Below are 15,028 nucleotides of genomic sequence, written 5' to 3' on the forward strand. Positions count from 1 at the left end.
GATAATGGTTATCATTTAGGGAGTCTTTTTAATTTTGGAAAATGGAGGTAAGATATGCTGCGTAAATTTTTCTCGTACTATAAACCGTATAAAGGTTTATTTATACTCGACTTTTCTTGTGCGGTTGTCGCAGGATTATTAGAACTCGGCTTCCCGCTTATCGTAAATCAATTTATTGATAAGTTATTGCCAGGGCAAAACTGGACGCTTATTTTATGGGCTTGTTTCGGTTTACTCGCAGTTTATATGTTAAATGCAGGCTTACAATATGTCGTTACATATTGGGGACATATGCTTGGTGTTAACATTGAAACAGATATGAGGCAGAAATTATTTGATCATATTCAAAAGCTATCATTCAGATTTTTTGACAATAATAAAACAGGTCATTTAATTTCCCGCCTTACAAACGATTTAATGGAAATTGGGGAAATTGCTCACCATGGACCGGAAGATTTATTTATCGCCGTAATGACTTTAGTTGGGGCATTTTCATTTATGATGATGATTAACTGGAAGTTAGCGTTATTAACGTTCTTCGTCATTCCATTCCTATTATGGTTAGCACTTTACTTCAATAAAAAAATGACAGGTACATTTAGACGTTTATTCTCAGACGTTGCTGATTTTAATGCATGCATTGAGAACAATGTTGGGGGAATTCGTGTTGTACAAGCATTCGGAAATGAAAAGTTTGAGAAAGAGCAATTTGCTGTCAACAACGCTCGTTTCCGTACAACGAAATTAATGGCGTATAAAATTATGGCGTTAAATTCATCGATTAGTTATATGCTCATGCGGCTCGTAACGCTCTTCGTCTTAATATGCGGTACATGGTTTGTTCTGCAAGGAGAATTAACGTACGGTGGATTTATCGGATTCGTTCTATTAACGAATATTTTCTTCCGCCCAATTGAAAAAATTAACGCGGTAATCGAAAGCTATCCGAAGGGAATCGCTGGTTTTAAAAGGTATGTAGAGCTTCTTGAAACAGAGCCTGACATTGTAGACTCTAAAGATGCAATGGAAGTTAAACATGTACATGGTGATATTCAATATAACAACATTACGTTCGGATATGAAAATAAAGAACCAATTTTAAATGACATTAGTTTGAAAATACATGCAGGTGAAACGGTTGCGTTCGTTGGACCATCAGGAGCTGGGAAAACGACGTTATGTAGCCTATTACCACGTTTTTATGAGCAATCATCTGGATCAATTCAAATTGATGGGATTGATACGAAAGATATGACATTATCTTCACTTCGTAAGCAAATTGGAATTGTGCAGCAAGACGTGTTCTTATTTTCAGGAACAATTCGTGAAAATATCGCTTACGGAAATTTAAAGGCATCAGAGCCTGAAATTTGGCAGGCAGTAAAACGTGCGCAGTTAGAAGATTTAATTTACTCACAGCCGGAAGGTTTAGATACTGTTATCGGTGAGCGCGGCGTGAAACTTTCAGGTGGACAAAAGCAGCGTCTAGCTATTGCTCGTATGTTCTTGAAAAACCCACCAATTTTAATATTGGATGAAGCAACTTCTGCACTAGATACAGAGACAGAACTTGCGATTCAAAAATCGCTTGCTGAATTAGCTGTCGGTCGCACAACGCTAGTTATCGCTCACAGACTTGCAACGATTAAAAATGCAGATCGCATCGTCGTTGTAAATAAAGATGGCATTGCAGAACAAGGTTCACATAATGAATTAATTGAGCAAGGTGGAGGATACAGTAGGTTATACGAAGCTCAGTTTAGTTCGTAAATATAATTTGTACTGAATTAGTGCACCATAAGTAGGTAAAAATCTCATATGGGAGGCTATAAAGTATGATTGTAACAACAACGTCTACAATTCAAGGAAAAGAAATTATTGAGTATATTGATATTGTCAATGGAGAAGCGATTATGGGCGCGAATATCGTTCGTGACCTTTTCGCTTCTGTTCGTGACGTTGTCGGCGGTCGTGCTGGCGCTTATGAAAGTAAATTAAAAGAAGCGCGCGACATCGCAATGGAAGAGATGAAAACTTTCGCAAGACAAAAAAATGCAAATGCAATTGTTGGTATTGACGTGGATTACGAAGTAGTTCGCGAAGGTATGTTAATGGTTGCGGTGAGCGGGACTGCTGTCCGTATTTAAAGTAAAAGCCGTGCTGATGCACGGCTTTTTACTTTGTATGTCGAAGTTTCAATATTTCTTGGGAAATGTGGAAGGCCCCGTCGATATATAGGGAAGACATCAGAGCGCTTCTTTACATTTTTGAATTTGAGTTAATAATTTTGCGTATTCTTGTTCGAGAGATGTGATGTCATCGTGATGATTTGGAATGGAAATCCGGCCGATGACTTCTGTTAATTTTGTTTGTAATCGTAATAATTCTTGTTCAGTAACGTTTACAGAATCTCCGGTTGTTCTTTTTGTGTAATGCTCGTAATTACCGTGGAATACTGTTGGCTCACTCTCATCTACTTGTATAATATGGTCTGCAACAGAGCGAATAAAGGCACGGTCATGGCTAATGAAAAGTATTGTGCCAGGATATTCTTGTAACATGGTTTCTAATTCTTCTTGCGTTGCTAAGTCTAAATAGTTTGTCGGTTCATCTAGCAGAAGCATATTATAGTTTCCTAAAAATACTTTTGCGAGTGCAACCTTCATTCGTTCACCCCCGCTTAGAACGTGCACAGGTTTATGAACATCCTCACGGCGGAATAGAAGTCGTGCAAGTATTGTTCGAACGAATGCTTCTGTATAATTTGTTTCTTCTAGAACATTTTCTAAAATGGTTTTATCTGTTTTTAAAATAGATAATGTTTGTTCGAAGTATCCAATTTTACAACTTTTCGATAGTTGCATGCCACGCTCGTTTGTGAGAAGCATGTTGAACAAAGTGGTTTTGCCGCTTCCATTTGCCCCTAAAACGGCAAGCTTTGCACCAGGGACAATAGTTCCATTCATATTTTTAAATAGTGTGCGGTCGCCTATTTTCTTTGTTGCTTTATTGAATTGTACTGCCACCTTACTATGAATGGGAGTATGGTATTGCACGTCAAACTGAGCTTGAGAAAAATCTTTCGGCTTTTCTTTCTTTTCTAGTTTTTCGAGACGTGTCTCTAATGCTTTCGCTGCTTTGCTAACCTGTTCTTGGCCATGAGCCCCACTTAACCTATAAAGTCTAGATTCAGATGAACTGAACCGCGTTGGGATTTTTGTCATGTTAGAAGCACGTTGTTTTCTTTGTAAAATGGATTGCTCTAAACGATTTTTTTCTTGTATATATTGCTCATATTCTGCTTGTTTTTGTATTCGTTCACGTTCTTTTTGTTTTCGATAGTTTGAATAATTCCCTTTGTACTCTTGAATCGTACCGTCTTCAATTTCAATAATTTTGGTACATATATTATCTAGAAATTCACGATCATGCGATATTAAAACAAGTGCTCCTTTATAAGAAGAAAGTGCCTTTTCTAATTGCTCTGTACCGACCATATCTAAGTGGCTTGTTGGTTCATCAGCGAATAAAATGCCTGCATTTTGTTCGAGAGCATGGGCAATCTTTAGCCGCATTCGTTCACCGCCGCTCATTGCGTCGGTAACGTTTGAAATACTCCATTTTCCTTTTGCGAGAGAAGAAGCGGTTTCCGGTAGTTCTTCGCTAAGCTGAGGAATGATGCTGATAGAACTATGATGAGTTACTATGCCTCTGTCAGCTTCTATTTCTTTACTTAATATTTGTAATAACGTAGATTTACCAGCTCCGTTGACTCCGACAATTCCTATGCGATCCTGTGCTTGAATTTCCAGTGATGGTAATGTAAATAGTGTGCGATCACCAAAGCTCTTTTCAATATTACTTGCGAATAAAATAGTCATAAAAAAACCTCCCTAGTTTCACTAGAGAGGATAAACGTCGCCCTTGTATGTAAAAAATCGTACATAAATAAACGATTTTTTACATGATCGTTTCGAAAGAAAGTATCGACAAATGGACAGACTAATCCCCTGCTAGTTTTCATCATTTTTGTTCACTATTTGTGATGGATGAAATAAATAAGAGAATTAGAACTTCATTGGTCAAAGTACCTTCCTTTCATAATATTACTTTTATTGTATGCGCATACAAAAGGGTTTGTCAAACTTATTTCTGTTCGCTATTTTTGAATGTATCATTATACAATTGTGCTTTTGCCAGCGCCTCAGCATCGTTTTTAATTTCATCCAGTCCATTCGCATTCCCAATAACATAACCTTCAAATGAAGAGCCAACAAAATCAAAGATATATTGGAATTGAGCAATAAGCGGTAATGCTTTTACCTTTGGGTTGTCCCCGCCAACGATGACAACATACATTTTTTTGCCTTTCATTTTTTCTTTGAAATGAAGGGATGTATCGCGCAAGCTTTGTGACCAGCGATCAACAAAATTTTTCATATGTCCACTCATTCCGTACCAATATAATGGTGTAGCAAAGATAATCGTGTCGTGTTCTAGCATGCGTTTCGTTAACTGCTCATAGTCATCATTTACGGATTGGAATCCTTCTGCATCATGACGTTGGTCTGTAATAGGATAGACGGTATGATCACGCAAATAAATTTGTTCTGTTTCAATGCCCTCTATCATCATATGTGTTAAAGCTTCTGTATTTCCGTTTTGTCTTGAACTGCCATGTATAACAAACATGTAATCATCCCTTTTCTTTTGCATGTTTTAGGAGTGAAACGTGTTTTTGCAAATTCGTTTGGATGTTGGAAAGCAATGAGATTTGCTTTGTTAATTCATTGAGTTTATCTTCGTAAAGCGTAAGGATACTGCTGCACGGATTGTCGTACAGGTGCGGTTCAATTTCAAGGCAGCGCAGCATCCTTGCCGTCTCTTCTAAATTTAAGCCAATTTGTAAGTACATTTGAATAAGCTCCACTTTTTCGATGGCACTTTCATCAAAATCACGGTAGCCATTTGCAAGGCGCTTAGAAGGGAGTAATCCCTTTTCTTCGTAATGTCTTAGTGATCTTTCACTAACGCCAGTTTCTTTTGATAATTCTCCAATTCGCAATGTATTTCACTCCTTTTACATGTATTGTAAACCTTCACACTAATGTGAAGGTCAACTCTGTTTTTTTGCAAAAGAATCTACATGATTTAAGAACACTTGAATGGCTTTAGATGGAATGAAATATTTGCCGCGCACGATGGAGAATGGACGGATGAGTTGTTCATTTGGAACTTCGACGTGGAATAGTTCTTTTGCTAGTAGCTCTTTCCGTACAGTCCAATCAGAAAGGATAGCGATGCCAAGCCCGGCACTAACAGCTTCCTTTACGCTTTGTATACTACTGAATGTAAAGAATCGTTTCATTTTTAAATGGTGTTGATGAATAAAGCGGTCACTATAAGCGCGTGTACCAGAACCACTTTCTCTTAATACCCATACTTGATCTTGGAGTGTGCTTTCATTTATTTCATTTGTGCGGAGCAGTGGATGATTTGGCGGAACGACGAGCTTCATTTCATCTTGCATAAATGTTTCAACGTCAACGTCGGCGTATACGACTTGCCCTTCCACTAAACCGATATCGATTTGATTAGAGCGAAGACTTTGTAAGACGTCTTCTGTATTTGAGATGAAAGTATGAACTTCGACGTGTGGATTTTCATTTGCATAGTTAGCCAGTATTTTTGGAAGTAAGTATTCGCCAATTGTAAAACTAGCACCAATGCGCAGTGTTCCTGTTACAACGTTATGTAGTTCATTAATTTCTTGTTTCGCATCTTCGTAAAGAGAGAGCATTTGCTTTGCATGTATATATAATATGTTTCCAGCTTCCGTAACTTGGACGTGCTTCGGGGAGCGTTGAATAAGTGTAGTACCAAATTCGTTTTCTAAGTTGCGTATATGCATACTTACTCCAGGCTGTGAAAGGTTTAATAATTCTGCTGCACGAGAGAAGTGTTTCTGCTCAACGACAGTAACAAAAATTTTTAAAATGTCTACGTTCATATAATGGGCTCCTTTCTTTTTCTATCATCTTATCATAAGTATTTCTAATGATAGAGATTTGGTATTGGTATTAAACTTATTATAGAAACTCTCTTATAATGTAAGTAGAAAGAACATGCATGTTCCAATACGATTATTGGAGTGGTTCAAAATGGAACAAACACTTGTTATACAAAAGAAGAAGCGTTTTGGATTTTCGCAAGGGATTGGGATTACGCTATTAATCGCAATTGCTGCGAAATATTTAGCAGAGCTTCCATTTTTAAATATTATGGGACAATTAGTAATTGCTATTCTAATTGGGATGGTTTGGCGTGCGGCAATTGGAGTTCCTCATGATGCAATTGCAGGGACGAACTTTGCGAGTAAGAAGTTGCTGCGCTTTGGAATCATCTTACTTGGAATGCGATTAAATCTTGTTGATATTGCGAAGGCAGGGCCGAAAGTATTGGTCATCGCAGCGGTTGTTATTACATTTACGATTTTCGTTGTATATGGACTAACGAAAGTATTTAAGGTAGAAAAGAAACTTGGGATTTTAACAGCATGTGGTACAGCAATTTGCGGGGCGGCAGCGGTCGTGGCAATTGCGCCGCAAGTGAAAGCAAAAGATGATGAAACGGCAGTTGGGGCTGCAATTATTGCTATTTTAGGTACGATATTTACGCTTATTTATACGTTATTATATCCAGTGCTTGGCCTATCTCCATATGGTTACGGTGTATTCTCAGGGGCCACGCTGCATGAAATTGCTCATGTTATCGCAGCTGCGGCGCCAGGAGGAAGTACAGCTGTAGACATCGCAGTTATCGTGAAGTTAACGCGCGTTGCAATGCTCGTACCAGTAGCAATTTTAATTGGATTATGGTTTGGAAAGAGTGAAGGAAGCAAGGAAAAAAGATCGTGGCGCGACCTTCCAATTCCATGGTTCATTTTCGGATTTTTAGCGATGAGTGCAGTGCATTCGCTCGGGATTATTCCAGAAGTTGTTGCGGGATACATTGTTGTCATTGCTTATATGCTAATCGCAATGGCGATGGCAGGACTTGGTTTAAATGTAGAGTTTAAAACGTTCCGTAAGTTAGGAAGCAAAGCGTTCATGGCGGGGCTGATTGGCTCGGTTTGCTTATCGGTTCTTGGATACGTTCTTGTATATGCGCTAGGATTTATGTAGTAGAGGAGAAAGCTGTTCCCGAAGGTATTTGGGGACAGCTTTTTCTTATGATTATAGTAGTGCTACGGATGTCGATATTTGTCGGTAAGTCGATATATTTAAAAAATCGCCGATATAATTTAAGTTACGCTGATATAAATTGAATTACTCTTGTACTTCGTTAGAGTAGATGTTTAATGAAACGTTTTTCTAAAATTTGTAAAGATATCTTTACTTGTAACTGGAAAATATTTATAATTTAAGTAAAGATATCTTTACTTTTGAAGGTGGAGCCTATGGGTGTGAAAAATAAAATAAAAGAGTTAAGAAAGCAAAATCATATAACGCAAGTTGAAATGGCAAAGGCGATGCAAGTGACGCGGCAGACGATAGTGGCGATTGAAAACCATCATTACAATCCGAGTCTAGAGTTATCTTTAAAAATCGCCAAGTATTTTGGAGTGAAGGTGGAGGAAATATTTACGCTGGAGTAAGGGGAGAGAAAATGAACGATAGGTTTGAGAGATTTCAATTAGAGTAAACGTTTAAATATATAAGGATTGGTTTTGATTTATTAATTAGTATCGCATCAACGAGCGTGTTAGCAACAAAGAATAATAGATAGAAAAAGGGGAACTGGGATGGGATTACCGGTATTATGTGTCGCTACGGCTATTTTTGCTTTGTTTTGGGGAATGCAGAACTTCTCTCGTAATCCAGTACCGAGTATTTGTATTATGCTTGGCACTGTAGGTTTATCATATTATTTATTAATGTCAGCTCATTATCATAAAACAGCAACGAGTGTTGTTGTTGGGGCACTTATTTTATTTTGTGGGCGCGCCATACAAAAGGGGGTATTTCCATAAAAGCTGTTTATACACTTTGTATAAACAGTTTTTTGTATTTTTTTTACAAAACGCTTGAAAGTTACGTAACGTCATCTTTTATAATGAGGGGAAGAGGTGATGGTAGTGATTTCAATACAAGAATTGACGAGAGAAACAGGGGTTACAGTACGTACACTACGTTATTATGATCAAATAGATTTATTAAAGCCGAGCGGAAAAACAGAGGGTGGACATCGGTTATATAGTGAAAATGACGTTATTCGTTTGCAACAAATTTTATTTTTAAAAGAAATGGGATTTTCATTAAAAGAAGCTGCGAATATGTTAGTAAAAGGTGAGCTGGATTTAAAAAAATCGCTTGAAAAACAACTTCGGTTTGTACAGGAAGAACAAAAGAAATTTAATCGAATGGAGCGTGTTTTACAAGCAGTTGTTTATTCGGTAGATGTAGAGGGAGAACTTGATTGGAAAGTTATGTTTGAACTTATTCAGCTTTCAAAACAGTCTCCTCGTATACGTGAAATATTTCAAAATGAAGTATTTTCAAAGGAAGAACAAAAATTGCTTCAGAATTTGCCAAATATGAGTGAGGAAGATCCGAATGTTTTAGAATGGGTAGATTTATTAAAGCAATTACGTACTTTTATGAAAGAAGGTAAAGAAGTCACGAGTGATGAAGTACAAGAGGCAACGAAGAGATTAATGCAGAAGTGTTTAGAAATGGCTAATGGTGACGAAGCATTTTTAGATAAGTTATGGGAAGTTAGAAAATCGAAGGAAGATTCACAGAAAATGAGCATGTATCCAATTGAAGAAGAACTTTTAGTATATATGGATGAGGCTTTTCGTATTTATGATGAAAGGGAGAAGGATAAATGAGTATACTCGCAGAATATCGTTGGTATTTTTTAATTGGGGCAGAAATTGTATTTTGGTTATCAGCTATCGGTTTCTTTTTACTTCGCTACGGATTCCGTTTGAAAAGGGCGAGTTTTATTATGGGGATTGTACTCCTCGTAAATGAAGTGTTTATTTTAACTTTAGGGGTAGTGGACTATTATCAAACAGGAAAGTTCTCTAACTTTCAGATCATTACTGTAATCATTTTATTATATGCAGTTTTCTACGGGAAAAAGGATTTAAAGAAGCTTGATATATTTGTACAAAAATCAGTTGCGAAATGGCGTAATGAACCGGCGCCTATTATTGAAGAACAGGTAGAATTAACAGGCATGGCCTATGCAAAGCAGGAAATAAAAAATTGGGTATTACATCTTGTTTTATTCGTTGGTGTGCACATATTCTTTTACTTCGCGTATGGATTTATTCCATTTGAACAATGGGGTAATTGGTTAGAATCGGGAATCGTTTTAAATAAAGCTGCAAGTCGCGTGAGTCAAGTATGGGCGATTATATTTTTAGTTGATACAGCGATTTCATTTTCATATGTGATTTTTCCGAAGAAGGAGAAAGGAAAAGAAAAGCTACTTTCATAGTTGAAAGTAGCTTTTCTGGTATACGAATAATTTTTATAGGAGAGGATGACAATAGGAAAAAGAACCAGTTTTATAAGTCTATTTCTCTTTAGTTTAGTAGTATGTTCATCATCTAGCACTACAATTGATAAGAAGAATGATGTCATTGTAAAGGGAGCAGGAATTCTCAATCTAGATAAATTTGAAAAGTTCGTTTTGAATGTCGAGCAAAGGGAAGTTGATAAAATAAGAATTGTACAGTATACCCTTGAAGGGGACCCGATTTTTCAAACGTTAGAGTATAGTGGGAACGATATATTTTATGTGTCAGATAATAGAAAAGACAAATTTGCTGGGAAGGATAAAGGGTTACATAAAGATAGTTGTAAAAGTATTGTTAAAGAGCAGCGCGAATCAGAAAGTACTTATCGGTTAATAGATTGTATGAATGAAGCTGGGCGCAATGGATATGACTTAGTATATGTACCTAAAAAATAGAATGAGTAGAGGAAGGAGGTATTTACTCCTTCCTTTTTCTATGTGTATATTGTCGAAAACTTTACCGAATATCTGTTCGTTTTTTTTAGGTTTTTTATAGGTATTCGTGGTAAAATAATAATACAGATTTTTATGAGGAGGTCGGATTTTCTTGGAACGTCAATTTGAAATTGTCTCAGCGTATTCCCCGCAAGGTGATCAGCCGGTAGCTATAGAGAAGCTTGTAGAGGGAATTAATAGTGGAAAGAAAAAGCAAGTGTTGCTTGGAGCGACAGGAACGGGTAAGACATTTACGATTTCAAATGTCATTAAAGAAGTGCAAAAGCCAACACTTGTTATGGCTCATAATAAAACGTTAGCAGGGCAGTTATATAGTGAGTTGAAAGACTTTTTCCCGAATAATGCAGTTGAATATTTTGTTAGTTACTACGATTATTATCAGCCAGAAGCGTATGTACCACAAACAGATACGTTTATTGAAAAAGATGCGCAGATTAATGATGAAATTGATAAATTGCGTCACTCGGCAACGTCTGCATTATTTGAACGGGACGATGTAATTATCGTTGCGAGTGTTTCGTGTATATATGGTTTAGGTTCTCCAGAAGAATACCGCGAACTAGTTGTTTCGCTTCGAGTTGGTATGGAAAAAGACCGCAATCAATTGCTTCGTGAACTTGTTGATGTACAGTATGGACGTAATGATATTGATTTCAAGCGTGGTACATTCCGTGTGCGCGGAGATGTAGTTGAAATCTTCCCAGCATCACTTGATGAGCATTGTATTCGGATTGAATTTTTCGGCGATGAAATTGATCGTATTCGTGAAGTAAATGCGTTAACAGGTGAAGTATTAGCAGAACGTGATCATGTAGCAATCTTCCCAGCATCTCACTTCGTTACACGTGAAGAGAAAATGAAGGTCGCTATTGAAAATATCGAAAAAGAATTAGAAGAGCGTTTAAAGGAGTTAAATGATAACGGTAAGTTGTTAGAAGCGCAGCGTATAGAGCAGCGTACACGTTATGATTTAGAAATGATGCGCGAGATGGGCTTTTGTTCAGGTATTGAAAACTACTCCCGTCATTTAACACTTCGTCCAGCGGGGGCAACGCCGTATACGTTATTAGACTATTTCCCGAAAGATTTCTTAATCGTTATGGATGAGTCGCACGTATCAGTACCGCAAGTAAGAGCGATGTATAACGGTGACCAAGCACGTAAACAAGTGCTTGTGGATCATGGATTCCGTCTGCCATCAGCTTTAGATAATAGACCGCTCATGTTTGATGAGTTTGAGGAGAAAACGAATCAAGTTATTTATGTTTCAGCAACGCCAGGACCGTACGAGTTAGAGCAGTCACCAGAAGTAATAGAACAAATTATTCGTCCAACAGGGCTTTTAGATCCACCAATTGATATACGACCAATTGAAGGGCAAATTGACGATTTATTAGGAGAGATTCAAGATCGCATTGCAAAAAATGAACGTGTATTAATTACGACTTTAACGAAGAAAATGTCAGAGGATTTAACGGATTACTTAAAAGATGTAGGAATTAAAGTTAACTATCTTCACTCTGAAATTAAAACGTTAGAACGTATTGAAATTATCCGTGATCTCCGCCTCGGTAAATTTGATGTACTTGTCGGTATTAACTTATTGCGAGAAGGATTAGATATTCCGGAAGTATCACTTGTAGCTATTTTAGATGCTGATAAGGAAGGATTTTTGCGTTCAGAACGTTCATTAATTCAAACAATTGGTCGTGCCGCGCGTAATGAAAACGGCCGCGTTATTATGTATGCAGATCGTATCACGAAATCTATGGGGATTGCGATTGAAGAAACGAAGCGTCGTCGTAGTATACAAGAAGCTTACAATGAAGAGCATGGTATTACGCCGAAAACGATTCAAAAAGGCGTTCGTGATGTTATCCGTGCAACGACAGCTGCTGAAGAGACAGAAACATACGAAGCAGCACCAGCTAAGAAGATGACGAAAAAAGAGCGCGAAAAGACAATTGCGAAGATGGAAGCAGAGATGAAAGAAGCAGCAAAAGCGTTAGACTTCGAGCGTGCAGCTGAACTAAGAGATTTACTATTAGAATTAAAAGCGGAAGGGTGAAAAAAGTGAGTAAGAGCAAGGATTTTATCGTTGTAAAAGGTGCTAGAGCACATAACTTAAAAAATATTGATGTAACCATTCCGAGAAATCAGCTTGTCGTTGTAACGGGATTGTCTGGTTCGGGGAAATCATCATTAGCATTTGATACGATTTATGCAGAAGGGCAGCGCAGATACGTAGAATCATTATCTGCGTATGCGCGCCAGTTTTTAGGACAAATGGATAAGCCGGATGTGGACACGATTGAAGGATTGTCACCAGCGATTTCAATCGATCAAAAAACAACGAGTCGTAATCCACGTTCAACTGTCGGAACGGTAACGGAGATTTATGATTATTTACGTTTATTATTTGCGCGAATTGGTACGCCAATTTGTCCAAATCATGGGATTGAAATTACATCACAAACAGTAGAGCAGATGGTAGACCGTGTTCTTGAATATCCTGAACGTACGAAATTACAAGTGTTAGCTCCTATCGTGTCTGGGCGTAAAGGTGCACATGTGAAAGTACTTGAAGATATTAAGAAGCAAGGATATGTTCGTGTACGTGTTGATGGTGAAATGCTTGATGTATCTGAAGATATTACGTTAGATAAAAATAAGAAGCATTCCATTGAAGTTGTAATTGACCGTATTGTTGTAAAAGAAGGAATCGCAAGCCGTCTTGCTGATTCACTTGAAAGTGCATTAAAGCTTGGCGGAGGCCGAGTGTTAATTGATGTAATGGGAGAAGAGGAACTTCTATTTAGTGAACATCATGCTTGTCCGCATTGTGGTTTTTCAATCGGAGAATTAGAGCCGCGTATGTTCTCATTCAACAGTCCGTTCGGAGCATGTCCTTCTTGTGATGGACTTGGTTCAAAGCTAGAGGTAGATTTAGAGCTTGTTATCCCGAACTGGGATTTATCATTAAATGAACATGCAATTGCACCTTGGGAACCGACAAGTTCACAATATTACCCACAACTTTTACAATCTGTATGTAATCACTACGGCGTTGATATGGATGTGCCTGTGAAAAATATACCGAAAGATTTATTTGATAAAGTGTTGTACGGAAGCGGGGAAGAGAAGGTTTATTTCCGCTATGTAAATGAATTTGGTCAAGTAAAGGAAAATGAGATTTTATTTGAAGGTGTTATTCCAAACATTGAACGTCGTTATCGTGAAACGAGCTCCGATTACATTCGTGAGCAAATGGAAAAGTATATGGCAGAACAAGCTTGTCCGAAGTGTAAAGGTGGACGCTTAAAGCCTGAGAGCTTAGCTGTATTTGTTGGCAATAAAACGATTGCTGACGTAACGAAGTATTCAGTTCAAGAAGTACAAGAATTCTTCTCGAATGTAGAGCTAACGGAGAAGCAACAAAAAATAGCTCATTTAATTTTAAGAGAAATTCAGGAGCGCGTTGGGTTCTTAGTGAACGTTGGTTTAGATTATTTAACGTTAAGTCGTGCCGCAGGAACTTTATCAGGTGGTGAGGCGCAGCGTATTCGTTTAGCGACGCAAATTGGTTCTCGTCTAACTGGCGTACTTTATATTCTTGATGAACCTTCAATTGGTTTACACCAGCGTGATAACGATCGTCTTATTCGTACATTGCAAGAAATGCGCGATTTAGGTAATACGTTAATTGTTGTTGAACATGATGAAGATACGATGATGGCTGCTGACTATTTACTTGATATAGGGCCTGGTGCAGGTATTCACGGTGGACAAGTCGTATCAGCAGGTACACCGGCTGAAGTGATGCAAGATGATAATTCATTAACAGGGAAGTATTTAAGCGGTAAAGAGTTTATTCCTGTTCCACTTGAAAGACGTAAAGGTGACGGAAGGAAAGTGGAAATTGTCGGCGCAAAAGAGAATAACTTAAAGAATGCGAAGATGTCATTCCCGCTTGGTACGTTTGTAGCGGTAACAGGTGTATCTGGATCAGGTAAAAGTACGATGATTAATGAAGTACTATATAAATCGTTAGCGCAAAAGTTATATAAAGCGAAAGCGAAGCCGGGTACGCATAAAGAAATTAAAGGTCTTGAACATTTAGATAAAGTAATTGATATTGACCAATCACCAATCGGTCGTACACCACGTTCTAATCCAGCGACGTACACAGGTGTATTTGATGATATTCGTGATGTGTTTGCACAAACGAATGAAGCGAAAGTGCGCGGATATCAAAAAGGACGTTTCAGCTTTAACGTAAAAGGTGGCCGTTGTGAAGCGTGCCGTGGTGATGGAATTATTAAAATCGAAATGCACTTCTTACCAGACGTATACGTTCCATGTGAAGTTTGTCATGGTAAACGTTATAACCGCGAAACGTTAGAAGTGAAGTATAAAGATAAGAATATTTCTGAAGTGTTAGGGATGACAATTGAAGATGGAGTAGAGTTCTTCGCTAATATCCCAAAAATTAAGCGTAAACTTCAAACGCTTGTAGACGTTGGGCTTGGTTATATGAAATTAGGTCAACCAGCAACAACATTATCTGGTGGGGAAGCACAGCGTGTGAAATTAGCTTCTGAATTACATCGTCGTTCTACAGGACGTACGTTATACATTTTAGATGAACCAACGACTGGTTTGCATGCGCATGATATTGCACGTCTTCTAGAAGTGCTGCAACGTCTTGTTGAGAGCGGTGAGACGGTACTTGTAATTGAACATAATTTAGATGTGATAAAAACAGCTGATTATATAGTTGACCTTGGACCAGAGGGTGGAGATAAAGGTGGACAAATCGTTGCTTCCGGAACGCCAGAGCAAGTAGTGAAAGAAGAGCGCTCGTACACAGGTAAATATTTAAAAGAGATTTTAAATCGTGATAAAGCAAGAATGAAAGAGAAAATAAAAGAAGTAGAGTTATCGCAATAAGTTTATTGATGAAAACCGGGTGGAAATGACG

At 37.9% G+C, this 15,028-nt stretch carries 14 protein-coding genes; 10 read left to right on the forward strand and 4 right to left on the reverse strand.

All coding sequences use genetic code 11. The features are described from left to right. The first annotated feature begins 54 nt into the window (after window positions 1-54). Both EBQ15_RS13250 and EBQ15_RS13255 read left to right on the forward strand, forming a co-directional pair. Complete coding sequence (locus EBQ15_RS13250) at window positions 55-1,770, forward strand: ABC transporter ATP-binding protein (protein WP_000944624.1); 1,716 nt, start codon at window positions 55-57, stop codon at window positions 1,768-1,770. A 65-nt stretch (window positions 1,771-1,835) separates the two neighbouring features. Then, window positions 1,836-2,147, forward strand: coding sequence for a heavy metal-binding domain-containing protein (locus EBQ15_RS13255; protein WP_000637523.1), 312 nt, complete (start codon window positions 1,836-1,838; stop codon window positions 2,145-2,147). A 99-nt stretch (window positions 2,148-2,246) separates the two neighbouring features. On the opposite strand, the gene abc-f is transcribed toward EBQ15_RS13255, so the two are convergent. From abc-f to EBQ15_RS13275, 4 genes are all read right to left on the reverse strand, one after another. Beyond that, window positions 2,247-3,881, reverse strand: a complete 1,635-nt coding sequence (gene abc-f / locus EBQ15_RS13260; RefSeq protein WP_000153775.1) for a ribosomal protection-like ABC-F family protein — start codon at window positions 3,879-3,881, stop codon at window positions 2,247-2,249. Between the two features lie 265 nt (window positions 3,882-4,146). Beyond that, window positions 4,147-4,692 carry a flavodoxin family protein gene (locus EBQ15_RS13265; RefSeq protein ID WP_000497629.1) on the reverse strand — a complete coding sequence of 182 codons (546 nt, stop codon included), beginning with the start codon at window positions 4,690-4,692 and terminating at the stop codon, window positions 4,147-4,149. 4 nt (window positions 4,693-4,696) lie between these two features. Continuing rightward, entirely contained in the window at window positions 4,697-5,065 is a 369-nt protein-coding gene (locus tag EBQ15_RS13270; protein WP_001219195.1) for a MerR family transcriptional regulator, read from the reverse strand. Between the two features lie 51 nt (window positions 5,066-5,116). Beyond that, complete coding sequence (locus EBQ15_RS13275; protein ID WP_001099987.1) at window positions 5,117-6,010, reverse strand: LysR family transcriptional regulator; 894 nt, start codon at window positions 6,008-6,010, stop codon at window positions 5,117-5,119. Window positions 6,011-6,161: 151 nt separating this feature from the next. On the opposite strand from EBQ15_RS13275, the gene EBQ15_RS13280 reads away from it, so the two are divergent. From EBQ15_RS13280 to uvrA, 8 genes are all read left to right on the forward strand, one after another. Then, a complete protein-coding gene (locus EBQ15_RS13280) occupies window positions 6,162-7,184 on the forward strand; it encodes a YeiH family protein (RefSeq protein WP_000438433.1) in 1,023 nt (340 codons plus the stop codon). Between the two features lie 275 nt (window positions 7,185-7,459). Next, window positions 7,460-7,657 carry a helix-turn-helix transcriptional regulator gene (locus EBQ15_RS13285; protein WP_000538364.1) on the forward strand — a complete coding sequence of 66 codons (198 nt, stop codon included), beginning with the start codon at window positions 7,460-7,462 and terminating at the stop codon, window positions 7,655-7,657. A gap of 147 nt (window positions 7,658-7,804) precedes the next feature. After that, the gene (locus EBQ15_RS13290) at window positions 7,805-8,032 is read left to right on the forward strand and encodes a hypothetical protein (protein ID WP_000524122.1); all 228 of its coding nucleotides are present in this window, start codon (window positions 7,805-7,807) and stop codon (window positions 8,030-8,032) included. A 99-nt stretch (window positions 8,033-8,131) separates the two neighbouring features. Continuing rightward, entirely contained in the window at window positions 8,132-8,893 is a 762-nt protein-coding gene (locus tag EBQ15_RS13295; protein WP_000260343.1) for a MerR family transcriptional regulator, read from the forward strand. Beyond that, the gene (locus tag EBQ15_RS13300) at window positions 8,890-9,510 is read left to right on the forward strand and encodes a hypothetical protein (protein ID WP_000025226.1); all 621 of its coding nucleotides are present in this window, start codon (window positions 8,890-8,892) and stop codon (window positions 9,508-9,510) included. The genes EBQ15_RS13295 and EBQ15_RS13300 overlap by 4 nt, the downstream gene beginning before the upstream one ends. Before the next feature lie 45 nt (window positions 9,511-9,555). Then, window positions 9,556-9,987 carry a DUF4362 domain-containing protein gene (locus tag EBQ15_RS13305; RefSeq protein ID WP_000152005.1) on the forward strand — a complete coding sequence of 144 codons (432 nt, stop codon included), beginning with the start codon at window positions 9,556-9,558 and terminating at the stop codon, window positions 9,985-9,987. A 151-nt stretch (window positions 9,988-10,138) separates the two neighbouring features. Then, window positions 10,139-12,115 (forward strand): excinuclease ABC subunit B, encoded by a 1,977-nt coding sequence (gene uvrB, locus EBQ15_RS13310; RefSeq protein WP_000441053.1) that lies wholly within the window; start codon window positions 10,139-10,141, stop codon window positions 12,113-12,115. Window positions 12,116-12,120: 5 nt separating this feature from the next. After that, on the forward strand, window positions 12,121-14,997 hold the full coding sequence (uvrA, locus tag EBQ15_RS13315; RefSeq protein ID WP_000045583.1) for an excinuclease ABC subunit UvrA: 2,877 nt from the start codon (window positions 12,121-12,123) through the stop codon (window positions 14,995-14,997). Window positions 14,998-15,028 lie beyond the last annotated feature (31 nt).

It is taken from the genome of Bacillus sp. 2D03 (assembly GCF_003946765.1).
Lineage (GTDB): Bacteria > Bacillota > Bacilli > Bacillales > Bacillaceae_G > Bacillus_A > Bacillus_A cereus.